Origin of the sequence: Streptomyces sp. NBC_00568, from assembly GCF_026341855.1 — a bacterium.
GTDB lineage: Bacteria > Actinomycetota > Actinomycetes > Streptomycetales > Streptomycetaceae > Streptomyces.
This window is the reverse complement of the sequence record NZ_JAPENW010000001.1, coordinates 6,983,612-7,007,019: the sequence shown is the minus strand read 5'-3', so window position 1 is coordinate 7,007,019 and position 23,408 is coordinate 6,983,612. Positions and strand designations below refer to the sequence as shown.

Here is a 23,408-nt window from a genome sequence, read left to right as displayed (position 1 = left end):
GGACGTAACGGTGGACGGAGCCGGGCGGAACGTCAGTTGACGCCCCGGTCGTGGCCCTCCCAGTACGGCTCGCGCAGCTTGTACTTCTGGAGCTTGCCGGTGGCCGTCCGCGCCAGCTGACTCCGGAACTCGACCGAGGTCGGCGCCTTGTACCCGGCGAGGCGCTCCTTGCAGTACTGGATCAGCTCCTGCTCCGTCGTCTTCGCGTCCGGCGCGAGGACCACCAAGGCCTTGACGGTCTCGCCCCACTTCTCGTGCGGGACGCCGATCACCGCGACCTCGGCGACCTCGGGATGGCTGAAGAGCGCGTCCTCCACCTCGATCGAGGACACGTTCTCGCCGCCCGTGATGATCACGTCCTTCTTGCGGTCGCTGATCGTCAGATAGCCGTCCTCGCCGATCGATCCACCGTCGCCGGTGTGGAACCAGCCGTCGGCCAGCGCCCGTTCGGTCTCCGCCGGCTGCTCCCAGTACCCCTCGAGGACGACATTCGAGCGCGCGAGGATCTCGCCGTCGCCGGAGGTCCGCAGGGTCACGCCCAGTGCGGGGGCGCCGGCGCGCACCAGTTTCTCGGCCCGGGCCTGCGGGTCGAGGTCGTCCCATTCGGACCGTGTGCGGTTGACGGTGAGCAGGGGTGATGTCTCGGTGAGGCCGTAGATCTGGATGAACTCCCAGCCCAGCAGGGACTCGACTCGTGCGACGGTCCTGGTGGGCGGCGGCGCTCCGGCGACGATGATGCGCACCCGGTCCCGGCCGGGGATCTCGCCCTCCCACGACTCGGCGGCGGCCAGCACGGCGTTGACGACGGCGGGCGCCGCGCACATCACGGTCACGCCGTGCTCGGCCACCCGGCGCAGGATCTCCGCCCCGTCGACCTTGCGCAGCGCGATCTGCCGAACACCCAGGCCCGCCATGGCGAACGGCATTCCCCAGCCGTTGGCGTGGAACATGGGCAGGGTGTGCAGATACACATCGCGGTCGGTGACGCCCGCGTGCAGGGCGAAGGTCGCGGCGTTGACCCAGATGTTGCGGTGGGTGATCTGGACGCCCTTGGGGCGGGCGGTCGTGCCGCTGGTGTAGTTGATCGTGGCGGTGGCGTTCTCGTCCGCCCGCCAGGGACGGGGTTCGGTGCCGAAGCGGTACAGCTCGGCGTCGGCGGCGGCGCCGAGCGTGAACCGGTGCTCGCAGCTGATCCCGGCGAAGCGGTCGGTCAGTTCGGGGTCGACGAGCAGGACGCTCGCGCCCGAGTGGCCGACGATGTAACTCACCTCGTCCGCCGCGAGACGGAAGTTGACCGGTACGAGGACGCGGCCGTGCCCGCTGACACCGAAGAACGAGGTGAGCAGCCTGGCGCTGTTGGGCGAGACGACGGCGACGCGGGCGCCGTGCGGGACACCCAGCGCGTCGAGCCCTGCGGCCTGGGCTCTGGCGAGCTCCCCGACGCGCCGGTACGTCAGGCCCTCCCAGGGCTCGGCCGGCTGGTCCGGTTCGTCGACCACGCCGACGCGGTCGCCGTACACGGTGACGGCGCGGTCCAGGAAATCACGGGCCCCGAAGGGGACGAACATCACGGCCTCCCGACGATCGGACGATGTCCAAGTTCTATCCTGGCCACGCCCCCGCGCATCCGGACAAGCCCCAAGTGGCCTCGACCGCGTGTCCGCCTCCCTGTCCCGCGAGGCGCCCTTGGCCCCGACCCGCTCCACGCGTCAGGATCGTCCGATGGACAGCCGACCGACGTTCGACTTCCCCGGGCCGCTGCGCATCGACGGGCTGGGGCTGCACCTGCGCGAGTGGTCCGACGACGATGTCGCGGACCTCGTCGCGCTCTACGACGATCCCGAGATCGACCGGTGGACTCCGGTCGCCTCCCCCTTCGACACCGAGGCGGCGCTCGCCTACCTCGCGGCGGCCGAGCAGAAGAGCACCGAGGGGCGGGCCGTGCAACTGGCCATCACCACGGACGGTGAGCGGCCCGAGGGCGAGATCCTGCTGTTCCCGGGCTCGGCCGACGAGCGGGACGTCGAGCTCGCCTACGGCGTGGGGGCCGCGTACCGGGGCCGGGGACTCGCGACCCGGGCGGTCCGGCTCGTCGTGGACTTCGCGCGCCGCCAGGTCGGCGGGCGGCGCATCGTGTTGTGCATCGAGGACGGGAACACCGCGAGCGAGGGAGTCGCCAAGGCGGCGGGCTTCGTACTCGCCGACGACGAGCCCGTCGTCCGTACGGCGAAAGGCCGGGTCGTCGTCCTGCGGACCTGGAGCCATCTCGAGGACGACGGCCCGCTCCGCAGGTGAGGGCACGCTCCGGCGAGCCCGGCGGTGACCGGAACGGTGCGCGAGCCCCCCGCCGCCGAGCGCCCGGCCGCGGCCGAGCCCGACGGGCCGAGCGCCCGGCCGGCCGAGCCGGACGGCGGGGCGGGGGCCGTGCGGGGGCGGAGCGGAAGCCGTACCGGGGCCATGCGCGGGGTGCGGGGGCCGTACCGGGGCCGTGTGGGGCGGAGGCCGTGCGGGGCGGAGGCCGTGCCGGGACGTGCGGGTCCAGGGGGCGTGCCGGGACGTGCGGGTGCCGGGCCGGGACCCGCGGGTGCCGGGACTGTGCGGGTGCCGGACTTGCGCAGTCCCGGGGCCGGGCCGGGACTGTGCGGGTCCCGGGACGTGCGGGTCCCGAGGACCGCACCCCGCACGGCCCCGGCGTCGGGTCCCGACGGGCGCCCATGGCGTCAGGTGTCCAGGGGCTCCCGAGTTCTCACGCCCCGGCCCGCTCCGCCTCCGGAGCCGGCGCCCTCAGGTACTCCTCGGTGACCTCCTTCGGGCCGAACGGCCACACCTTCTCCAGACGTGCCCAGACGACGAAGGCGACCAGGCCGAGGGCGAGCCAGGCGAGCGACCACTCGATGGGGTGACGGCCCGGGGAGTTCTTGTCCGCGTATCCGTAGATGGTGAGCCAGCCGGCCAGCGCGAGGAAGCTCGGCAAAGGGTAGAGCCACATCCGGTACGGGCGGCGCAGCCCCGGCTGCCGCTTCCGCAGCACCGACAGGGCGACGATCTGGGCCAGCGCCTGCACGATCACCATGACCGTGGTCAGGAGCTGGATGAGGGTGGCGAGGTCGGTGTGACGGCCGATCAGGAAGCCGATCGCCGTGATGACGCCCATGGTGGCGAGGCCCAGCGTCGGGAAGCGGTGCCTCGGGTGCAGTTTGGCGTAGGGGCGGAAGAAGACGCGTTCGCGGGCGGCGTCGTAGGGCACTCGCGAGCCGCCGAGCAGTCCGGTGAAGACCGAGGCGAACGCGGTGACGAGGATGAGCACGGTGACCGTGTCGGCGGCGCCCTTGCCCCAGGTCTCCTCCAGGACAGCCGAGGCCACCGAGGTGGAGGCGATGTCGCCGGGGTCCGTCATCCGGTGCCAGTCGATGACGCCGAGCGTGCCGATCTGGAGCAGCAGGTAGATCGCCATGATGCCGAGGATCGAGTAGATGATCGAGCGGGGCAGGGTGCGGCCGGGGTCCTTGATCTCGGCGCCCATGTACGCGGTGGTGTTGTAGCCGAGGTAGTCGTAGATGCCGATGGTCAGGCCCGCGGCGAAACCGACCCAGAAATGGCTGCCGGACAGCTCGAAGGCGCCTGCCGGGTAGGTGAAGGCGAGGTCGGCGCTGAAGTCGGTGGCCGCGGCGACGATCACCAGGAGGACCGAGGTGATCATCACGGCCCACATGACGGCGGTGATCCGCGCGATGTGCTCGATCCCGCGCCACAGCAGGAGGACGACCAGGGCGACGATGCCGAGTCCGACGAGGTCGCCGGTGGTCTTGCCCATGTCGGGGGCCAGATAGCCCAGGTACTGGACGAAGCCGACCACGCCGGTGGACATGATCAGCGGGATGAAGAGCATCGCCGTCCACACGAACAGGAACGGCATCAGACGTCCGGTGCGGTACTGGAAGGCCTGGCGCAGATAGACGTAACTGCCGCCGGAGCCGGGCATGGCCGCGCCCATCTCGGCCCAGACGAGCCCGTCGGCGAGGGCCAGCAGGGCGCCCGCGACGAAGCCGATGACCGCCTGCGGACCGCCGAACGCGGCGACCATCAGCGGGATCGTCACGAACGGCCCGATGCCGCACATCTGGCTCATGTTGATGGCGGTGGCCTGGAACAGGCCGACGCGGCGGACGAATCCGCCGGTGGGTGGCGGGCTACCGGACATGGGGCCTCCTCAGAACAGGACGCGGGGAGAGGTACGAGGGGACGGCCGCCCTCGATGGCGGCCGACGGATCAGGGCGGAGCGGGGGCGGCGGGTGACCGGCGGGCGCGGGGCTCCCCCCTCGGCTCGCCCGGCGAGGCTGACTGGGCGATAAAGTTAAGGAGACTTACTAGATGCGTCAAGGGGGCGTCGTGAATGAGTGAGAATGGTGCGATGCCCGCCAGCGACGCCGCAGAGCAGCCCGAACAGCCCTGGAACCGCCGGCGGCTGCGCAGCACCAACGAGCGTCTGCTCCTCGACCGGCTGCGCACCGGTGGCGCCGCCTCCCGGGCCCAGCTCGCCCGCGAGACGGGTCTGTCCAAGCCGACGGTCTCCAGCGCGCTCGCCGCGCTGGAGGAGGCGGGGCTCGTCCACGAGGTCGGAACACACGCGCCCGAGCGCGGCCGGGTCGCCGTCCTGTACGCCCCCGACCCCGCGGCCGGGTACGCGCTCGGCATCGACATCGGCCGCAGCTGGCTGCGCGTCGCGGTGGCCGACCTCGACGGCGCGGTGGTGGCGCGCGCCGATGTCCGCAACCGCGCCCGCACGTCCGGGGCCATGGCCGACCTCGTGGTCTCCACCGCCCACCAGGTGGTCGCCAACTCCGGTGTCGGAGCGCACGAGGTGGCCCACGCGGTGGTGGGCACGCCGGGTGTGTACGACGAGGAGCGGCGCCGGGTGCGGTACGCGATGCACCTGCCCGGATGGGGGCGGGCGGGTCTGTTCGACCGGATGCGCGAGGAGCTGGGCATCCCGCTGGAGGTGCACAACGACGCGAACCTCGCGGCGCTCGGCGAGTACACGTACGGCGTCGGCGCCGGCAGCCGGCTCTTCGCGTACATCATGATCGGCACCGGCCTCGGCATGGGTGTCGTCAGCGAGGGACGGCTGTTCACGGGCGCGCACGGCGGGGCCGGCGAGATCGGTTTCCTGCCGTGGCCGGGCCGGCAGAAGCCCGACACACTGGAGGACGCGGTGTCCGGCGAGGCCGTCGTCGAAGCCGCCCGGCACTTCGGCATGACCGGGCAGCTCACCGCGAAGGCCGTCTTCGACGCGGCGCGGGAGGGACACGGGCCCGCGGTCGAGGCGGTCCGGCTGGAGGGCGAGCGGATCGCGCACACGGTGGCGGCCGCGGCGGCGGTGCTCGATCCCGATCTGGTGGTCCTGGGCGGTGGAGTCGGCCACAGCGTCGATCTGCTGCTGCGCCCCGTCCGCGAGACCCTGCGCACCCTCACACCCCTGCGCCCGCGGATCGCACCCGGCCGTCTGGGCGAGGACGCGGTGCTGCTCGGCGCGGTGGCGACGGCGCTGGGGACGGCACGCGATGTGGTGTTCGAGCGCCGGTCGGCTTCCTGACCGCCGGGGACGGCACTCGTCGATCCGTCGGCTTCCTGACCGGGGGCGGCACCCGCCGGCCCCGTCGGCGTCCGGCGCGGCTCGGGCACGGCGCGTCCCGTGAGCCGAACAGGGGTGGCCCGCCCCGCCGGTGATTGACATGACTTACTCAGCGGCCTAGCTTGTGGACCCAGTTAGTAAAGTTTCCTAACTTGCAGTGCCGAAGCGCGGATGCTCCCCCACCTCCCAAGGAGACCACCGTGTTCCACCGCCCTGCCTCCCGGCGGCGTCTCGCCACGGCCGCCGTCGCCCTGGGCCTGCTGTGCACCCTCTCCGCGAGCGCATGGGCCGACGGGCCCGACCCCCGAACGGCCGCCGGACCGCACGTCCGTGTCACGCCGGTGGCCTCCGCCCCGGGCAGCACCACGGCACTGTCCGGGTACGCGATCCAGTCCACCGCCGAGGTCTCCGACCCGGCGGCCGAAGTCTCCAGCCCCGGCTATCCGGCGAGCGGCTGGTACCCGGCCGGCCCCCGCTCCACCGTCCTCGCGGCGCTGCTCGCGAACGGGAAGTACGCGGATCCCTTCTACTCCACCAACCTGCAGAAGATCCCCAAGGCCGACTTCGCCGTGCCCTGGTGGTACCGCTCGGACTTCACGGTCGCCGACACCTCCCGGCGCAGCCATCTGGACTTCAGCGGGGTGATCTCGGCGGCGGACGTCTACGTCAACGGCCGCCAGGTCGCCGAGGCCTCCGAGGTGACCGGCGCCTACACGCACCACGAACTGGACATCACCTCGCTGGTGCGCGCGGGCACGAACACGGTCGCCTTCCGCATCCGGCCCAACGACCCGAACAAGAACCTGACCATGGGCTGGATCGACTGGCTCCAGCCGCCGCCCGACCAGAACATGGGCATCGTCCGTGACGTCCTCGTCCGCCGCGGCGGCCCGGTAGCGCTGCGCGACGCACATGTGGTGACCGCCCTCGACGTCCCCTCGCTCCGCTCCGCGGAGCTCACCGTCAAGGCGCGGGCCCGCAACGAGACCGGCTCGGCCGTCACGGCCACGGTGTCCGGCAGCATCGGCGCCGTGTCCTTCTCGAAGACCGTCCCGCTCGCGGCTCACGAGACGAGGACGGTCACGTTCTCACCGTCCGACGTCCCCGGGCTGCACCTGACGTCACCGAAGGTGTGGTGGCCCGCGGGCATGGGCGGGCAGCCGCTGTACGGCCTCGATCTGACCGCCTCCGTCGCCGGCGCCCCCTCCGACACCGCGCACCGGGACTTCGGCGTCCGCGAGGTGAAGGCGCCCCTGAACTCCGACGGCGCCCGGCAGTACCGCATCAACGGCCGCAGGCTGCTCATCAAGGGCGCCGGCTGGTCCCCGGACGAGTTCCTGCGCTGGGACCGCGAGTATGTCGAGGACCGGTTGAAGTACGTCCTCGACCTGGGCCTCAACACCGTCCGCCTCGAAGGACACATCGAGCCGGACGAGTTCTTCGACCTCGCCGACCGCCACGGCGTTCTCACCCTGCCCGGCTGGGAGTGCTGCGACAAGTGGGAGGGGCAGGTCAACGGCACGGAGACCGGCGACAAGTGGACGGCTTCCGACTATCCGGTCGCCAAGGCGTCGATGGCCGCGGAGGCCGCCCGGCTGCGCGACCACCCGAGCGTCATCTCCTTCCTCATCGGCAGCGACTTCGCGCCCGACGCGACGATCGAGAAGAACTACCTCGACGCACTGAAGGCGGCCGACTGGCCGACCCCGGTGGTCGCCGCCGCATCCGACAAGTCCTCCCCCGTGTCCGGCAGTTCGGGCATGAAGATGACCGGGCCCTACGACTGGATCCCGCCGGGATACTGGTACGCCAAGCGCGAGGGCGGCGCCACCGGCTTCAACTCCGAGACCGGTGCCGGTCCCGACATCCCCACCCTCGACACCCTGCGCCGCATGATGTCGCCCACCGAGCTGGACACCCTCTGGAAGAACCCGGACGTCAGGCAGTACCACCGCTCGCCGTCCCCGGTCTTCGGCACCCTCAAGATCTACGACGCCGCCCTGGCCGGCCGCTACGGCGCACCGACCGGCCTCACCGACTACGTGCGCAAGGCGCAGCTCGCCCAGTACGAGAACGTGCGGGCGCAGTTCGAGGCGTACGGGCGCAACGCCACCGACTCCTCCGAGCCCTCGACCGGAGTCGTGTACTGGATGCTCAACAGTGGATGGACCTCACTGCACTGGCAGTTGATGGACCGGTACCTCGACCAGGGCGGAGCCTACTTCGGGGCGAAGAAGGCCAACGAACCCCTGCACATCCAGTACTCGTACGACAACCGGTCCGTCGTCGTGGTGAACAACCGGCACGCGCCCGCGTCCGGCCTCACGGCACGCGTCACGCTCTTCGGGACCGACGGCACACAGAAGTACGACAGGACGGCGACCGGTGTGGGCGTGAGCGGCGACGGGGCGCGCAGCACCGCGCTCACGGTGCCTTCCTCGGTGAGCGGTCTCCCGACGACGTATCTGGCACGGCTGGTCCTGAGCGACGCCGGGGGCAAGGAGGTCAGCCGGAACGTCTACTGGCTGTCGACCCGGCCGGACACCCTCGACTGGGCGAACACCGACTGGTACTACACACCGACGACGAGCTACGCGGACCTCAAGGGGCTCGGCTCCATGGCGCGGGTGCCGGTCTCGGCCTCGGTGTCGACATCCTCCGGTCCCGGCGGGACGTCCACGACGAAGGTCACCCTGCGGAACGACGGGACCGGGCGGACGCCCGCGCTGCTGACCGACGCGCATCTCGTCGACGCCGAGGGCCGGCCGGTGCTGCCGGTGCGGTGGTCCGACAACCAGGTGAGCCTGTGGCCGGGCGAGTCGGTGACGCTGACGGCGACCTACCGGACGGCCGATCTGCACGGGGCCGCGCCCAGGGTGCGGATCTCCGGGTGGAACACGCCGGAACGGACGGTCCGGTCCCGGTAGGAACGGCACGGGGGGCGGGCCCGTCCGGGCCCGCCCCTCGTCCGGGTCGTGCTCAGCTCACGTTGAGCGCGGTGTCGTCGACGACGAAGGACGTCTGGAGGGTGGACCCCTCGACGCCGGTGAACTTGATCGTGACCGTCTGCCCGGCGTAGGTGGTGCCGAGGCTGAACGTGCGCTGTGTGTACCCGGACGCGGCGTTCAGGTTCGAGTACGTGGCCAGGGTCGAGAGCACGGTGCCGCCGCTGCTGACGACCTGGGCCTTGAGGGTGTCGTAGGCCGTGCTCGTGGTCGTCTCGGCCGTGTCCACGTGCAGGTGGAAGCTCAGGGTCACCGAGCAGCCCGAGGGGATGGTCACCGCCTGGGAGAGCGGAGAAGCCCGTCACGAGTGGCCGCGCGGGAGCGGACTGGCTCCGCCCGGAGGGGGCAGATACATAGCAGCGGGGGACCGACCAAGAGGGGCGGAGATGGAGATCTCGGGCATCATCAGTGCCATCCTCATCGGCATCATCATCGGTGTGCTGGGCCGGCTCGCGGTGCCGGGCCGCCAGCGCATCGGCATCCTGTGGACGATCGCGGTCGGCATCGTGGCCGCGTTCATCGGGTCGGGGGTCGCCGCCGCGTTCGGCGTCGCGGACACCAAGGGCGTCGACTGGATCGAGTGGCTCATCCAGATCGGCCTCGCCGCCCTGGGCGTCGCGGCACTGGACCGGTCGAGGGTGCGCCGCTGAGCGGCCTGCACTGACGGGCCGGGGCTCGGCTGACGGATCGAAGCTCGGCCGACAGGTCGGGGCTCATGGCGCGGAGTGCCGGATGCCTTGCGGGGCGGCGCCCGTTGAATTCCGTTGCGGGGCACGGGCGCGTGCGGCTAGGTTCTGCGGGCTTCGCACCCGTACGACCGACGCCACGGAGAGACCTTGCCGCCACGCATCACACCGTTGACCGATCCCGAATCCACCGCGTCGAGCCGACGTCTGGCCTGGCTGGCCTCGGACACCGAAGGGGTCCCGGTCGGCTCGGCTTTCCTCCGGCTGTTCGCCAGGGAGGGTCTGGATCACCTCGCCGAGCTGGAGATCGCCGTACATCCCTCCGAACGGCGCGAGGGAGTGGGCGGCGCCCTCCTGGACGCCACCGCGGCCGCCGCGCGAAGCGAGGGGCGACGGTCGCTGGTGTCCCGGGCCACGGTCGGCACTCCCGGCGACGGGTTCCTCGCGGCGCGCGGGTTCCGCCGGGTGCTGTCCCTGACGTACGCACGGCTCCCACTGACGGAGCTCGACCTCCCTGCCGTCACCGAGATCACCGAACGCCCGCACCAGGGTTACGAGTTGACGCACTGGGACGGTGTCGTGCCACCCGATCTGGCGCCCACCTACGCCGACTCCCGGCGGGCCATGGACGACATGCCGATGGAAGACAGCGATCACGGGATCGACGTCTGGGACGTGGAACGGGTCGTGGCGGTGGCCGAGGTCGTTCTCGAGCGGGGCGACGCGCTCCACACCGTGGCCGTGGTGGACCGCTCGGACGGCTCGATCGCCGGCTTCTCGGAACTCGTCGTGCCGGGCGACGGCCGGGGCGACGCCCAGCACTACGGAACGGGAGTCCTGCCCGAGCACCGCGGCCACGGCCTCGGGCTGTGGATGAAGGCCGAGTCGATCCGCCTGGCCCGACTGCGGTATCCGGAGCTCGAAGGCCTGTTGACGGACACGGCCGAGAGCAACGCGCCCATGATCGCCATCAACGACACGCTCGGCTACCGGCCCACCCATCGGGAGGTGGAGTACCGACTGGACCTCTGAGGTCCGGGTCCGGGTCCGGGTCCGGGTCCGGGGCAGATGTACGACGAGGCGAGGAGTCCGGGCGGCACGGCGTGCCCGGGGCTGGCCCGGAGCCGGAACCGGAACCGGGACGCGGCGGGGTGCCGGACTTCCGCCTCTCGCCATCGTCGGCGAGAGGTCGCGTTCAGCGGAGTGCCGCCGCCGAGCGGCCGTCAGGGTCAGGCGGCCGCCTTGAGCGCGGCGAGACCGTCGTAGGCGGACGGGTGCGCGGGTGTCCAGCCCAGCTCCCGTTCCGCCTTCGCCGAGGAGACCCGCAGCGTCGTCCGCATCATCACGTGCGCGTACGACAGGGGCTTCATCATCCACAGCGGTACGGTCATCGGCTTCGGCAGGCCGAACTCCCCGGCAACGGCCCGGACATGGGCCGCGAAGCCCAGCGGGGTGCGGTCGGTCACGTTGTACGCCTCCCCGGGACGGCCGTGCTCCACGGCGGCGGCCACCGCGCGCGCCGCGTCGGCGAGGTCCACCCAGGGCAGGACCCGCCCGTGGTCGTCGGCGACGGGGAGCTGCCGCCTGCGCAGCATCGGCAGCAGGGCGTCGGTGCCGCCCGCGCCGTAGAAGAGCCCGAAGCGGAGCGCGATCCCCTCCAGGCCAGGGGCCTCGAAGGTGAGCCGCTCCTTGATGCGCATGGCGGCGATGTGCCGTTCCAGTTCGGGTGTGGCCCCTTCCGGCCCGAAGGCGTCGGCCTCGGTGACGACATGGTCCCCGTGGTCCCCGAATCCGTACCCGAAGACCATCGACTCGGCGACCAGCCGGCGTGCGCCGGTGGCCCGCGCGGCCTCGACGAGGTGGGCGGTGCCGTCGGTGCGCAGGGCGTCGGTCGCGTGCATGTCGCGGTGGCGCAGGGGCGCCTTGCGCAGGGCGGTCGCGGCCAGGACGACCGTGTCGTAGCGCTGTCCGTCGACGGCCCGGAGCAGCGCGTCGCGGTCCATCAGATCGGCCTGGACTGCGTTGGCGGGGCCCCGGCCGAGGCCGGTGACCCGGTGGCCCGCTTCCGTCAGGGCCCGGGTGATGTGCCGGCCGAGAACACCGCTCGCGCCGGCCAGGAGAATGCTCTGGTTCGTCGTCATGCCGATGCGACGGATCGCGCGTGCGGGGATGTGACATCTGCCCCGGCCTCCGCGCGCGGCCGGGGACCGGCGTCACTCCTCGTAGAAGTACGGTGTCGTCGTGGTGAGGGGCTGGAAGCCCAGCCGGGCGAGGACGGGGCGGCTCTGGCTGGAGGCGTCGACCTGGACGTAGCGGTAGCCGCGGTCGGCGGCGACACGGGCGCGGTGGGCGACGAGGGCGCGGTAGATGCCGCGGCCGCGCCAGGCCTCGACGGTGCCGCCGCCCCACAGTCCGGCGAACCGGGCGCCCGGCGGGAGTTCCATGCGGGCCGCGCTGACGGGGACGTCGCCGGCGAGGGCCACGACGGCGACGACCGTGTCGCCCGTGAGCTGGGCGAGCAGTTGGTGGCGCAGCCGGGTGCTGTCCCCGCCGAAGGCCTGCTCGTGGACGTCGGCCACGAGGTCGACGCCCGCGCGGTCGGTGACCGGCAGCAGCCGTACGCCCTCGGGAGGTTCGGCGTCGAGGGTCAGATCACCCAGCTCGGCGATCATCAGCGTCTCCTCGGGCTGGGCCGTGAAGCCGGCCGCTCGCAGGCGCTGCCCCAGGTCCTCCGGCCGGTCGTGGCCGTACAGCTTCCATTCGAAGCCTCCCCCGAGCCCGGAGAAGAACCGCACCTGCGCGGCGATGGCGGCGTCGGCGTTCGTCTCGTCCAGGTCGGACCAGAGCACGCCGTTCCAGCCCTTGTCGGCGCCGACCTGGCGCACCACCTTGTCGACGCGCTCCACCCGGGCGCCCGGCGCGTCGGGTCGCGCGCTTTCCCGCATGTCCCGGTCGAACAGGGCCAGTACCGCAACGTGATCCATGGGCTCACTCCAGCACCCCGGGACGAACGGGGCAACGGGAATAAGTGGTCCTCCGGCGGTCGGGAAGGTCACCGGGACCCGGCAGCCGGCACCTGCCGTGACGGGTGCCCCCGCCCCGCCGCCGCGGCCCCCGGACACGAGAGCGCCCGGGCGGACCCTTCGTCAGGCCCCGCCCGGGCGCCGGTTCCACGCCGCCCCGATCAGCCGGTGGCGGTCAGTTCCTGGTGCCGCACGGAACTCGGGGGCGTCACCTGGACGCGGCGCAGGCCGGTCAGGCTGACGAACACCAGGGAGAAGACGCCCGCGAGGGCGAAGGCGGTGAAGCCCGCGGTGGTCGAGCCGGTGGCGAGCAGCTGGCCGCCGAGCCAGGGACCGAAGACGGCGCCGAAGCGGCCCATGCCGGAGGTCCAGCCGACCGCGGTGGCGCGGTTGTCGTCCTCGGAGCGGTGCGCCACGGTGGCGTAGATCATCGCCTGGGCGCTGAAGAGGAACATGCCGGTCAGGAAGACGACGGTGTAGGTGAGGGGCAGCGGCATCTTGAAGCTGAGGGAGTAGATCCCGATGGCGGTGGCGCCGAACCAGATGGCGGAGATGCGCGAGCCGCCGAACTTGTCGGTGAGGCGGCCGCCGACCAGCATGCCCACGATGCCGCCGAGGTTGATGACGATGACGAAGCCGATCGAGGACCCGAGGTTGTAGCCGTTCGCCTTCATCAGCGAGGGCAGCCACTGCGAGACGCCGTAGACGAGCAGGAGACCGCCGAAGGACGCGATCCAGAACAGCAGGGTCTGGGCCCACCGGCCACCGCGGAACAGGGCGGTGAGGGCGCTGAAGCGGTCTGCCGGGGCCTGGCGCTTCTCGGCGCGGGCGGCCAGGTCGACGCCGTAGCGGTCGGCGAGCTCCTGGGCCTCGTCGGTGCGGCCCTTGGCCTGCAGGAAGGCCATCGACTCCGGCAGGAACCTGGCCGCCAGCGGCACCCCGATGAACAGCGGTATCACGCAGATCCAGAAGGAGACCCGCCAGTCGCCCGTCCCGAGCGCCACGAATCCGGCGACGATGCCGCCGGCCTGGTGGGCGGTCATCAGCGAGCCCACGATCAGGGCGCGGCGGCCTCGCGGGGCGTACTCGGTGACCATGGTGATCGCGCTCGGCAGCAGGCCGCCGAGGCCGAGGCCGGCCAGGAAGCGGCCGAGGCTGAAGACGCCCAGGCTCGAGGCGGAGGCGCAGACCGCGGAGGCCAGCGAGAACACGGCGGTCGACCAGACGATGGTCTTCTTGCGGCCGACCCAGTCACTGACGGTGCCGGAGGACAGGGCGCCGATCAGCATGCCGAAGGTGGCGTAGGAGCCGACGTCGCCGGCCTTGCCGGGGTCGATGCCGAGGGCCTTCGCCTCCAGCATGTGCGGCAGCACGGAGCCGTAGATGAACATGTCGAGGCCGTCGAAGAGGACGACCAGCCAGCAGAGGCCGACGACGATCGCGGCCAGTCTGCTGCCGCCGCGAGCGGGCAGGGCGAGGGAGGAGGACATCGTTGTTTCCTCTCGTCCAGGAGGCGTGGGCCCTGGAAGGGGATCGGGGATGCGGGTCGACGCGGCTCGTGCGGCTGACCCGATTATGCGACAGACGCTAAGGAGTGAACTCCCGGAGTGTCAACGCTTTTGTCAACAATCCAGGAAACAATCAGGCCACCCTCCGGGACCGTCCCACAGACAGCTGAGAAGCAGGTGAAAGGGGCGCGGGCGGCACCCGGTCCGGTGCCGCCCGCGCCCGTGCTGGCTGGAACTGGCCGCTCGGTCGATCGGTCGACGGGCAGCGGTGACCCGCGCCTCCGGCCGATGGGGAGCCGCCTGGGGTGGGACAAGCCGAGAGCACCCGGCACGGACGCGGGCCCACCGGCCCACGGCCGCCGCAGGCGTTGATCAGCCGACAGGCGACCGCCAAGGGGACCGGTCAGCCGACGGACGACCGCCGAGGGGACCGGTCAGCCGATGGGCGGCGTGCCATGGGTGTGGAAGGACTCGATGGTCTTCAGACCCCAGGCCTGGCCCTTCTTCCGCTCGTTCTCGGTCCACGTGACCAGGGGCCAGTCGGGGGCGAGGACGAGGCGGGTGAGCGGGTTGCACAGCTCGATGCGGTTGCCGCCGGGTTCGTAGACGTACAGGAAGAACGTCTGCTGGATGGCGTGCTTGTGCGGGCCCGTCTCGATGAACACACCGGTGTCGATGGCGAGGTCGGCCGCGCGCAGGATGTCCTCACGGGTGTCCGTGGCGAACGCGATGTGGTGCAGGCGCCCGCTCGAACCCGTCCAGTCCTCCGTGTACACGATGTCGTACGACTTGCTGCTGAAGGTCAGCCACTGGGCGGCGATCCTGCCGCTGTCAAGCTGGATCTGCTCGGTCGGGCGGGCCCCGAGCGCGTCACGGACGAAGTCTCCGTTGGAGGCGACGTCGGAGGCGAGGAAGTTCACGTGGTCCAGGCGTCGCACGCCGACCCCGTGGCCGGGCTTGGCCTGCGGCTGGTTCTTCAGACCGGGCTTGAGGTGGTCGGGCGCCTGATACCACTCGCTCTCCCAGTACAGGGCGAGTTCATGGCCGTCGGGGTCGGTGGTGACGTAGACCGGGCCGAGGCCCGGCTCGTCGTTCACCCAGCGGCCCTCGCGGCCGGCGCTCTCGATCTCCTTGACCCGGCGCTGGAGGGCCTCCTCGCTGGAGGCGCGCAGGGCGGTGCGGCGGATGCCCGAGGTCGTGTGGGCGGTGAGGGTCAGGCTGTGGTGTTCGTAGTCGTCCCAGGTCCGCAGATAGACGGAGTCTCCGGAGCGGCCGTTCTCGGTCAGGCCGAGGTAGTCCGTGAAGAACCGGACGCTGGCGTCCAGGTCGGGGGTGAGCAGTTCGACGTGCCCGAGGTGGGCGATGTCGCCGAGCGGCGGGGCCATGGGGGCCTCCTCAGGGTTGAAGTGCGGCTCCGGCCGGCCGGGGGAAGACCGTGCCGTCGAAGATCTTGCGTGCGGTGCGGACGACGGCGGTGCGCCGGGCCACGGGCGCGGCGCCCCCGGGGCCGTACTCGACACCTGCTTCGATGTCGAGGAATCCGGTGGGGTGTTCGATACGCAGCCGGTCGCCCCGTTCGGGCAGGCGCGCCACGGCGTGTCCGACGCCGCCCTCCACGCGGAGCCCGGCGGCGACGCTCGCCGCGCCGAGGACGCCGATGGAGGTGTGGCAGCGCACCGGGATGAAGGTGCGGGTCATCACGGCACCGCCGTCGCGTGGCGGAGCGAGCAGGGTCAGCTTCGGCACGGTGGCGTTCTCGACGTCCCCGAGGCCCATCAGCTTGCCCGCCTCCAGGCGGATCTCACGGAGCCGGTCGGCCAGCGCCAGATCCTCCTCGAGGTCCTTGGGTGCCTCGTACCCGGTGACGCCCAGCGAGGAAGCGGCGATCAGCACGGTCGGCATGCCGTTGTCCACGCAGGTCACCGGGGTGTCGGCGACGATGTCCCGGGCGTGGCCGGTGGGCAGCAACGGGCTGCTCCCCTGCGGGAATTCGATCACCACCGGGGCGGCCGTCCCCGGCACCCCGGAGATCTCGGCGGAGCCCGTGTAGATGACGCACCCGCCCTCGGTGGGGAAGCTCGCGACCGCGAGGTCCCCGGAGTTGACCATGCGGACGCGCACCGAGGTGCGTCCCTCCCCCGGCTCGACCAGTCCGCGTTCGACGGCGAACGGACCGACCCCGGCGAGGATGTTGCCGCAGTTCTGACGATCCGACACCTCCGCCCGGTCGACGGCGACTTGGAGGAACAGGTAGTCGACGTCGGCCACGGGGTCGGCGGAGACCGAGACCACGGCCACCTTGCTGGTCAGCGGGTGGGCGCCGCCCAGGCCGTCGATCTGACGCGGGTCGGGGCTGCCCATCACGCGCAGCAGCAGGTCGTCGCGTTCGACGGCGTCGGCGGGCAGGTCCCCGGCCAGGAAGTAGGCACCCTTGGAGGTACCGCCGCGCAGGAGCATGCAGCGCACCTCCTCCGGCCCGCTCACGGCGCGGCTCCGTCCCGCACGTACTCGTCGTAGGACGTGTACGTCACACCGAGGCGTACGAGGGTCTCGCGCAACCCGTAGCGGTCCAGGCCGAGTTCGCCTTCGAGGAAGGCGGCGCGGGCCAGCGCCTCCTTCCGCTCGCGGGCCTCGGACGCCTCGGCGACCCGGCGGGCGTCCTCGCGCGGCACGCACACCACGCCGTCGTCGTCGGCGAGGATCACGTCGCCGGGCTGGACGATCTGGCCGCCGAGGACCACCGGTACGTTGACGGAACCGCCGGTCGCCTTCACGGTGCCCTGCGGGCTGACCGCGGCGGACCAGGCGGGAAAGCCCATCTTCCGCAGTTCGGCGGTGTCCCGGATGCCGGCGTCGATGACCAGACCGCGCACGCCGCGCCGGTGCAGCGCGGTGGCGAACAGCTCACCGAACATGCCGTCGGTGGAGGGCGAGGTGGTGGTGACCACCAGAATGTCGCCCTCGCCGCACTGCTCGACGGCGGCGTGGATCATGAGGTTGTCGCCGGGCCAGGACAGGACGGTGACCGCGGTGCCCGCGACACGGGTGCCCTGCTGGATGGGGCGCAGGCGCGTGCCGAGCAGGCCGGTGCGGCCCATCGCCTCGTGCACGGTCGCGGTGCCGTATCCGGCGATCGCCTCGACGTCCTTCGCGTCCGCCTTCGGCGGGCCGGTGACGATCACGCCGCTCATGCCAGCTCCTTCGCGATCTGCGGGTAGGGACGCATGAACGCCTCGGCCATGGTCTTGTGGGCCAGGCCCAGATTGGGGCCGGCGTTGCGCTTGAGCTGGACCCCGCGGCGCACGGCGAGGTCGGTGTAGTAGTCCCACAGGTGCTGCTGGGCGCCGAGGCATTCCATGGCCTTGCGCTTGGTCTCCCACACCCCGGTGATGTCGAGCAGCACCTCGGGCCGGAAGCCGCTCATCTCGGGCTGGTGGGGCTCGAAGTAGAAGACGGGCGGGGCGCCGATGATCTCGCCCTCGCCGGGGTAGCCGATGGCCTGGGCGAGGACCCGGGCCTCCAGCGCCATGCGGTTGGCGGCCGGGTGGTCGCCGTTGTACGGGTCCTCGGTCGGGTGGGTGAGCACGACGTCCGGCTGGGTCTCGCGGTAGACCGTCACCAGGCGGTCGGTGAGTTCGGCGGTGGCGGTCAGCGGGTAGTCGCCCGCGTCGAAGAAGCGGACCTCGGCGCCGAGCGTGGCGGCGGCCTTCTCGGCCTCCTCGCGGCGTATGGCCTTGATCTCGTCGAGCTTCTTGCCCTCGCGCCAGGCCTTGGCGGACTCGCCGCGCTCGCCGAAGGTCAGGCACGCGATGGTGACCTTCTCGCCCCGGGAGGCGGCCAGGGCGATGGCTCCCCCGGCTCGCCACACGAAGTCTCCGGCGTGCGCGGTGACGACCAGTGTCGACCGTGCTGGGCGCCCCCCTGGCTCGGGCGGGTCCGAGGGTTCGGGGGCGGCGGGCGCGTTGCCGTGCGTCATTGCAGCAATCTCCTTGGTGGACAGGTGCGCGCCCGCCTCGGCTGTCCGTCGTACCGCGCGTCGCCGCGCGACACGTCAGTCGCGCAGCGCTTCGATCACACTGCCGAGGTGAGCGCGGACGGCCGCTTCGGCCGCCTGCGGGTCCCTGGCCCTGATCGCTTCGATCATGGCCAGGTGTTCACTCAGGGAGTGCTGCGCACGACCGGGGCGCAGTGCCAACTGGAACCGGTGGCGCACCAGTTGGGCGTTGAGCCGCTCCAGGAGTCCCACGGCCGTCTGCTGGCCGGAGAACTCCCTGATCCGGGCGTGTACTTCGTGGTTGAGCTCGGAGTAGGTCACCGGTTCGCCGTCGGCGACCGCCTTGGACATGGCCGCGCCCAGGTCCGCCAGTTCGGCGAGCTGGTCGTCGGTGGCCAGGGCGGCCGCCTTGGCGGCGCAGAGGCCTTCGAGTGCCATACGGCACTCGGTGATGGCGACCGCTTCCTCCACGGTCACCACCCGGACGCGCGACCCGCGGTTACGGATCCGCTCGACCAGTCCCTCCGACTCCAGCTCGATCAGCGCCGCGCGGGCGCTGGCCCGGGTGACACCGAACTGCTCGGCGAGTTCGTTCTCCACCAGCCGCTGGGCCGGTGCCATCTCTCCGCGCAGAATCGCCTGCCGCAGCTGCACCAACGCGTGCTGCTTGGCCTGCTCGCCGGTGCCTGGACGGGCTTCCTTCTGCATTGCTGCCCTCCCTGAGTGAGTGCCTGTCGAACGTAAATCTAGACCAACAAGATTGTCAACAATTTTGTTCGGCATGTTGCCGACATGCTTCGGCCGCTACGCGCGTGTTCGCCGCGTCGGGTGAGCGCTCCCCTTCTCTCCGGTCTCTCCGGCCACAGCGGACGCTCCGGCCACTGGGGTGTGTGCGAGTGACACCTCCCCGGCCTTCGGGGTGTGGTGCACGGGTGACGCCTATCCGGTCACCGGGTTGTGGTGCACGGGTGGCGGCCTCACCATGAACTGCGACCGCCGTGGCCCGAAGGGCCGGCGGTCGCCGGCACCTCTCCGTGCACCGATCTCGCGAGCCCCGGGACTCCCCGGGCGCGGCTGCGCCACACTCCAAAACGGAACGCCAACTCACCTTCGAGTGAAGGGACTTACCGAATGCGCTCCTCGCTCCGCACCGGGTCGGCAGGGGCCGCGGCCCTGTGTCTGTCCCTCGTCGCCGTTCCCGCTCACGCGACTCCCCCGGGCCCCGGGGTGAGTGGCAGGGTCATTGCGCAGAGGACCGTCGGCGGCACCGACTACATCCTCCGGGAGATCACCGTTCCGCCCGGCCAGGCGACCGGCTGGCACTACCACGACGGCGCCCTGTACGGATACGTCCGGCAGGGCACCCTCAGCCACTTCGACTCGACGTGCGCGCGCGACGGCCGCTACCGGGCCGGAGACTCCCTCACCGAGCCGCCCGGCCCCACGAACGTCCACATCGGACGGAACCTCGGCACGAAGCCGCTGGTCCTGGACGTCCTCTATGTACTGCCGCACGGCGCACCCCTCTCCGAGGACGCCCCCGATCCCGGATGCGACTTCCAGTAATGTCCGGGGACGCCCGACGAACGGACCCGTATGTCTCTCCTCGCCCGTCCGGCGGTGGCCGCCCTCGCCGCCAGGTCCCTGCAGCGTCTCGCCCTGTTCGCGGACCGGCGGCCGGCCGGACGTGGTTCCGCCGCCGCCGCGCACGCCCGGCTGCCTGAATTCCCGCGCCGTACAAGAGAGTTGACGATCCCGACCACGGTCGCCCCGGCCCGCGCCACGGTGTATCTGCCGGAGTCCGTGGGGCCGCCGCCGGTGCACGTCAACTTCCACGGCGGGGGCTATGTGATGCCGCTGACCGAGCTGGACGACCCGCTGTGCCGCTGCCTGGCCGCCTCGGCGGGTGTGGTCGTGGTCAATGTGGACTATGTCGTCGCACCGCAGCACCCGTTCCCGGCGCCGACCCGGCAGGCCTTCGAGGTCGTGCGGTGGATCGCCGAGCACGGTGCCGAACAGGGCTGGGACGGCAGCCGCCTCACGATCGGCGGGCAGAGCGCGGGCGGCGGCCTCGCCGCGGCCGTGGCCCGCCAGGCACTGGCGGAGGGCGGACCCGCTGTCGCCCTTCAGGTCCTGCACTACCCGCCGCTCGACCTGGTGACCGGCGTCAAGGACAAACCGGCCCCGATACCCCGGCCGGTGCTGCGTCCCTGGATGGGCGAGATCTTCGACTCCTCGTACGTGCCCAACCCGCGCGAGCGCTCCGACCCGCTGGTGTCGCCGGCCCATCCGTCCGACACCGGTGACCTGAACGGCATCGCGCCCGCCCTCCTCGTCACCGCGGAGTTCGACCTCCTCAAACCGGAGGGCGAACGCTACGCGGGACGGCTGCGGAAGGCGGGCGCGCTGGTGGACCACGTCGACGTGCCGAAGGCGGACCACGGGTACGACGGCACGGACGACGGCCGGGCCCGGGAGATCTACGCGCTGATCGCACGGCATGTGCGGCAGGCCGTCGGCACCGTGGCGAGCGCGGCCGATTGACCGCAGGGTGCCTCGCGGCCGGTCAGAAGATCCGGCTCGCGGGGCTTCATCGACTCGGTGGAGTGTCGACGGCGGCGTGACACCACGGGTCCAGGCGGCTCACGGACGCCACGTGACGAGGACCGGGCTTCTCGGCTAGGCGGGAACCCCGGCCGTCCGGTCCTCCATTCCCCTTCGTGGAGCCCGTGCCAGGTCCTACACCTGGATCTCGGGCGGTGAGATGCCGAACCTGCTCGCGCTCTCCGTGAGTTCGCGCCACACCTTGGCCGCCACGGGCACCCCCTCCCCCGCGCGCCGCTCCGCCACCGACGCGCTGCGCTCGCCCGGATAGAACACGCCCCGCGCGCCGTCCGCCGGAGTCAGTGCCTTGAGGGTGGCGAGCGTGGCGTCGACCGCCGCCGTGAACGCGGCCGGGTCGCCGAAGGCCGCCGGGTCGATGGCGATCAGCAGGGCGTTCTGGCGGTGCTTGCGTCCCGCGGGATCGTCGGAGTGGAAGGCGGCGAAGATGGGCGCTCCGACGAGCACGCTGGTCAGCAGCTCGAACGCGAGCGACATGCCGGACCCCTTGGCGCCGCCCAGCGGCAGTGGCATGACGGCCTTGTCCGGGTCCGTGGTGGGCGTGCCGTCGTCGGTGGCGGCGGCCCCCTCGGGCAACGGGGTTCCGCTCGCCCTGGCCTGCCGGATCTTCCCCAGGGCGATGGTGGCGGTGGCCATGTCGAGGAGCAGTGGGGCATGGCTCTCGGCCGGTACGGCGACGGCGAGCGGGCTGGTGGCGACGGCGGCGCCCTTGACCCCGGTGTAGCCCATGTTGGGCATGCCGGCGACGAACGCGATGCCGATCAGGCCCTGTTCGGCGATCCTCGAGACGTAGTAGCCGATGGCACCGGTGTGCACGGTGCGGCGCACCCCGACGGCCGCGATGCCGCTCGCCCTGGCCCGGGTCACCGCCTCCTCGGCGGCCGCGGTGAGGGCCACGGGGCCGGGCGCGCGGTCGGCGTCGAGGACGGCGACGGCCCCGGCGCCCGACTCGACCGTGATCTCGGGACGGGCGTTGGCCACCCCCTTGGCGAGCAGCTCCAGATAGGCGGGAACGCGCGCGGTGCCGTGGGAGTCGACGCCGCGCAGCGCGGCCCAGACGAACACGTCGGCGGTGGTACGGGCGTGCTCGGGGCGCAGGCCGCCCTTCTCCAGGAGGGCCGCGGCGAAGCCGCGCAGTTCCTCGGCGGGGACGAGTACCTTGCCCGGCTTGGGCGTTGGGGTGTCGGTCATGGTGGCGGATGCCTCCTGGATCAGCGGGTGACGAGAACGTCGACGACGGCGGTGGTGCCCTCCGCCACGGCCTTGAGCGCGCGCTCCAGGGCGGGGGCGAGCGCGTCCGGCGCGTCGACGGTCTCGGTGTGCATGCCGAACGGCTCGGCGAACTGCGCGAGCCGGGGCAGCCGGCGCAGGTCGGTGCCGAGCCACTCGCCGGTGTCGGCCGCCGCGCCCTCGGGGTAGAACCTGCGGTGGTTGAGGTTCATCGACTTGTAGACGCGGTTGTTGAAGACCACGATCAGCAGCGGCAGTCCGTACGCGCTCGAGGCGTCGTACGACGGGATGACCGGGTTGTAGGTGAAGGCCCCGTCGCCGATCGTGAGCACCACCGGTCGCTCCCGCGCGGCGAGTTTGACGCCGAGCGCGACCGCGATGCCCTGGCCGAGTCCACCCTGCACGTAGAAGTACGAGTCGGGGTCGGTGGTCTGCGTATGGCGTTTGACGACGCGGCTGTGCGTGATGGTCTCGTCGACGACGATGGCGCCCTGCCCGTCGAGCAGCCGCCGCAAGGTGGCGGCGACGAGCACCGGGTCGACGCCCTCGGCCTGCGCCGCCTTCGCCTCGGCCGCCGCGATCGCGGCCTGTTCGTCCGCGTGCCGCTCCTCGTGCGCCGCGCGCCGCGCGGTGACGGCGGCCAGTGCGGCCGGGTCGGACGGTGTCCCGTCCGCACGCTTGGCCAACTGGCGCAGGGTGTTGGCGACGTTCCCTTCCAGGTAGCGGTCGGCGAAGAGGACTTGGTAGGCGATGTGCGGGCGTTGCGGTACCTCGTCGATGACGACGACGCGTGCCTTCGACGGGCGCCGGGAGGGCGGGTAGAAGGGGGCACGGCAGTTGACGAGGAGGATGAGGTCGGCCTCGTCCATCCAGGGGCCGATGTCCGAGCCCGCGTGCAGCGGGTGGGTGCGCGGGAAGTTGCCGCAGACCGCCGAGTCGGGTTCGACGACCGGGAGGTTCCAGGCCTCGGCGAAGGCGACCAGGGCTTCGAAGCCGCCCGCTTCACGGCCCGCGGTCTCGGTGACGATCACCGGGTCGGCCGCCTCGCGGATCATCTGTGCGACCCGGTCGACCTCTTCGGGCGAACTGTGGGTCGAGCCCGGCGGGACGATCGGTTTGGCCTCGCGGCCGTCCCAGTCCTCCAGCAGGATCTCCAGCGGGATGTTGAGGTAGGCCGGTCCGGCCGGTGCCCGCCAGGCCAGCTCCGCCGCCCGCGTGACCATGGCGGGGAGTGTGTGCACCCCGGCGGCCTCGTTGGACCACTTGGTGAACGGCTGGGCGATGCCGTGCGGTCCGCCCACGACGGACAGGTTGCGGTACCACTGGCCGCCGGGGTCCTGCCCGGGGCCGTCGCCGTAGCTGGTCGACTCGGAGGAGGCGACCACCATGGGGACGCCGGCGAGCAGGGCTCCGTGGATCGCCATGGAGCCCTGGAGCAGGCCGGGGGCCGCGTGCAGGAGCACGGCCTGCGGACGCCGGGCGATCAGGCCGTAGCCGGTGGCCATGCCGACCGCCACGGTCTCGTGGGTGAGGTCCAGGTACTCGGGGGCGGGCTCGCCGTCGCGGTGGCGCCGGGCCAGGGACTCCCAGACCGGGGCCCATTCCGAGCCCGACGAGCAGAAGACGTAGTCGGCGCCGACGGCGTTGAAGGCCGATACGAGGGCTTCACCGCCGTCGGCACCCGGTGTGTTCTCGGTGTCCGTCATC

The 23,408-nt window shown here is 71.9% G+C and carries 19 protein-coding genes and 1 pseudogene; 7 read left to right on the top strand and 13 right to left on the bottom strand.

Translation table 11 applies throughout. The features are described 5' to 3' along the window. Window positions 1–32: 32 nt before the first annotated feature. Entirely contained in the window at window positions 33–1,568 is a 1,536-nt protein-coding gene (locus tag OOK38_RS30455; protein WP_266755313.1) for an AMP-binding protein, read from the bottom strand. Window positions 1,569–1,722: 154 nt separating this feature from the next. Here OOK38_RS30455 and OOK38_RS30450 point away from each other — a divergent pair, with 154 nt between their 5' ends. Continuing rightward, on the top strand, window positions 1,723–2,295 hold the full coding sequence (locus OOK38_RS30450) for a GNAT family N-acetyltransferase (protein WP_266755315.1): 573 nt from the start codon (window positions 1,723–1,725) through the stop codon (window positions 2,293–2,295). A 451-nt stretch (window positions 2,296–2,746) separates the two neighbouring features. Here the strand turns inward: OOK38_RS30450 and OOK38_RS30445 are convergent, their stop codons facing one another. Then, entirely contained in the window at window positions 2,747–4,201 is a 1,455-nt protein-coding gene (locus OOK38_RS30445) for an APC family permease (protein WP_266755317.1), read from the bottom strand. A 211-nt stretch (window positions 4,202–4,412) separates the two neighbouring features. Between OOK38_RS30445 and OOK38_RS30440 the strand changes: the two genes are divergently transcribed. Both OOK38_RS30440 and OOK38_RS30435 read left to right on the top strand, forming a co-directional pair. Further along, on the top strand, window positions 4,413–5,594 hold the full coding sequence (locus OOK38_RS30440; protein ID WP_266755319.1) for an ROK family transcriptional regulator: 1,182 nt from the start codon (window positions 4,413–4,415) through the stop codon (window positions 5,592–5,594). A gap of 239 nt (window positions 5,595–5,833) precedes the next feature. Beyond that, a complete protein-coding gene (locus OOK38_RS30435) occupies window positions 5,834–8,560 on the top strand; it encodes a sugar-binding domain-containing protein (protein WP_266755321.1) in 2,727 nt (908 codons plus the stop codon). A 52-nt stretch (window positions 8,561–8,612) separates the two neighbouring features. On the opposite strand, the pseudogene OOK38_RS30430 reads toward OOK38_RS30435, so the two are convergent. Next, window positions 8,613–8,927: pseudogene (locus OOK38_RS30430) on the bottom strand (hydrolase); the annotation flags it as partial. Window positions 8,928–9,024: 97 nt separating this feature from the next. Between OOK38_RS30430 and OOK38_RS30425 the strand changes: the two are divergent. After that, entirely contained in the window at window positions 9,025–9,288 is a 264-nt protein-coding gene (locus OOK38_RS30425) for a GlsB/YeaQ/YmgE family stress response membrane protein (RefSeq protein ID WP_266755322.1), read from the top strand. 186 nt (window positions 9,289–9,474) lie between these two features. Beyond that, window positions 9,475–10,356 (top strand): GNAT family N-acetyltransferase, encoded by an 882-nt coding sequence (locus tag OOK38_RS30420; RefSeq protein WP_266755324.1) that lies wholly within the window; start codon window positions 9,475–9,477, stop codon window positions 10,354–10,356. Window positions 10,357–10,553: 197 nt separating this feature from the next. On the opposite strand, the gene OOK38_RS30415 is transcribed toward OOK38_RS30420, so the two are convergent. The 8 genes from OOK38_RS30415 to OOK38_RS30380 all read right to left on the bottom strand — a co-directional run bounded on the left by OOK38_RS30415 (window position 10,554) and on the right by OOK38_RS30380 (window position 18,557). Continuing rightward, on the bottom strand, window positions 10,554–11,465 hold the full coding sequence (locus tag OOK38_RS30415) for an NAD(P)-dependent oxidoreductase (RefSeq protein ID WP_266755325.1): 912 nt from the start codon (window positions 11,463–11,465) through the stop codon (window positions 10,554–10,556). Window positions 11,466–11,537: 72 nt separating this feature from the next. Then, complete coding sequence (locus OOK38_RS30410; protein ID WP_266755326.1) at window positions 11,538–12,308, bottom strand: GNAT family N-acetyltransferase; 771 nt, start codon at window positions 12,306–12,308, stop codon at window positions 11,538–11,540. A gap of 200 nt (window positions 12,309–12,508) precedes the next feature. Continuing rightward, the gene (locus tag OOK38_RS30405; RefSeq protein WP_266755328.1) at window positions 12,509–13,837 is read right to left on the bottom strand and encodes an MFS transporter; all 1,329 of its coding nucleotides are present in this window, start codon (window positions 13,835–13,837) and stop codon (window positions 12,509–12,511) included. 452 nt (window positions 13,838–14,289) lie between these two features. Then, window positions 14,290–15,240 carry a catechol 2,3-dioxygenase gene (locus OOK38_RS30400; RefSeq protein WP_266755330.1) on the bottom strand — a complete coding sequence of 317 codons (951 nt, stop codon included), beginning with the start codon at window positions 15,238–15,240 and terminating at the stop codon, window positions 14,290–14,292. Window positions 15,241–15,250: 10 nt separating this feature from the next. Next, window positions 15,251–16,339, bottom strand: a complete 1,089-nt coding sequence (locus OOK38_RS30395; RefSeq protein WP_266755332.1) for a 4-oxalomesaconate tautomerase — start codon at window positions 16,337–16,339, stop codon at window positions 15,251–15,253. Continuing rightward, complete coding sequence (locus tag OOK38_RS30390) at window positions 16,336–17,046, bottom strand: 4-carboxy-4-hydroxy-2-oxoadipate aldolase/oxaloacetate decarboxylase (RefSeq protein WP_266755334.1); 711 nt, start codon at window positions 17,044–17,046, stop codon at window positions 16,336–16,338. Before OOK38_RS30390 ends, OOK38_RS30395 begins: the two co-directional genes overlap by 4 nt. After that, the gene (locus OOK38_RS30385) at window positions 17,043–17,831 is read right to left on the bottom strand and encodes a PIG-L deacetylase family protein (protein WP_266755335.1); all 789 of its coding nucleotides are present in this window, start codon (window positions 17,829–17,831) and stop codon (window positions 17,043–17,045) included. The genes OOK38_RS30390 and OOK38_RS30385 overlap by 4 nt, the downstream gene beginning before the upstream one ends. A 75-nt stretch (window positions 17,832–17,906) precedes the next feature. After that, window positions 17,907–18,557 (bottom strand): GntR family transcriptional regulator, encoded by a 651-nt coding sequence (locus OOK38_RS30380; RefSeq protein ID WP_266755337.1) that lies wholly within the window; start codon window positions 18,555–18,557, stop codon window positions 17,907–17,909. A 423-nt stretch (window positions 18,558–18,980) separates the two neighbouring features. Between OOK38_RS30380 and OOK38_RS30375 the strand changes: the two genes are divergently transcribed. Further along, a complete protein-coding gene (locus OOK38_RS30375; protein WP_266755338.1) occupies window positions 18,981–19,415 on the top strand; it encodes a cupin domain-containing protein in 435 nt (144 codons plus the stop codon). 30 nt (window positions 19,416–19,445) lie between these two features. Then, window positions 19,446–20,393 carry an alpha/beta hydrolase fold domain-containing protein gene (locus OOK38_RS30370; protein WP_266755339.1) on the top strand — a complete coding sequence of 316 codons (948 nt, stop codon included), beginning with the start codon at window positions 19,446–19,448 and terminating at the stop codon, window positions 20,391–20,393. A gap of 195 nt (window positions 20,394–20,588) precedes the next feature. Here OOK38_RS30370 and OOK38_RS30365 read toward each other — a convergent pair whose 3' ends face one another. Beyond that, window positions 20,589–21,662 carry an Ldh family oxidoreductase gene (locus OOK38_RS30365; RefSeq protein ID WP_266755341.1) on the bottom strand — a complete coding sequence of 358 codons (1,074 nt, stop codon included), beginning with the start codon at window positions 21,660–21,662 and terminating at the stop codon, window positions 20,589–20,591. 20 nt (window positions 21,663–21,682) lie between these two features. Continuing rightward, window positions 21,683–23,407: a thiamine pyrophosphate-dependent enzyme gene (locus tag OOK38_RS30360; protein WP_266755342.1), complete on the bottom strand. Its 1,725-nt coding sequence runs from the start codon at window positions 23,405–23,407 to the stop codon at window positions 21,683–21,685. Window position 23,408: the final 1 nt, after the last annotated feature.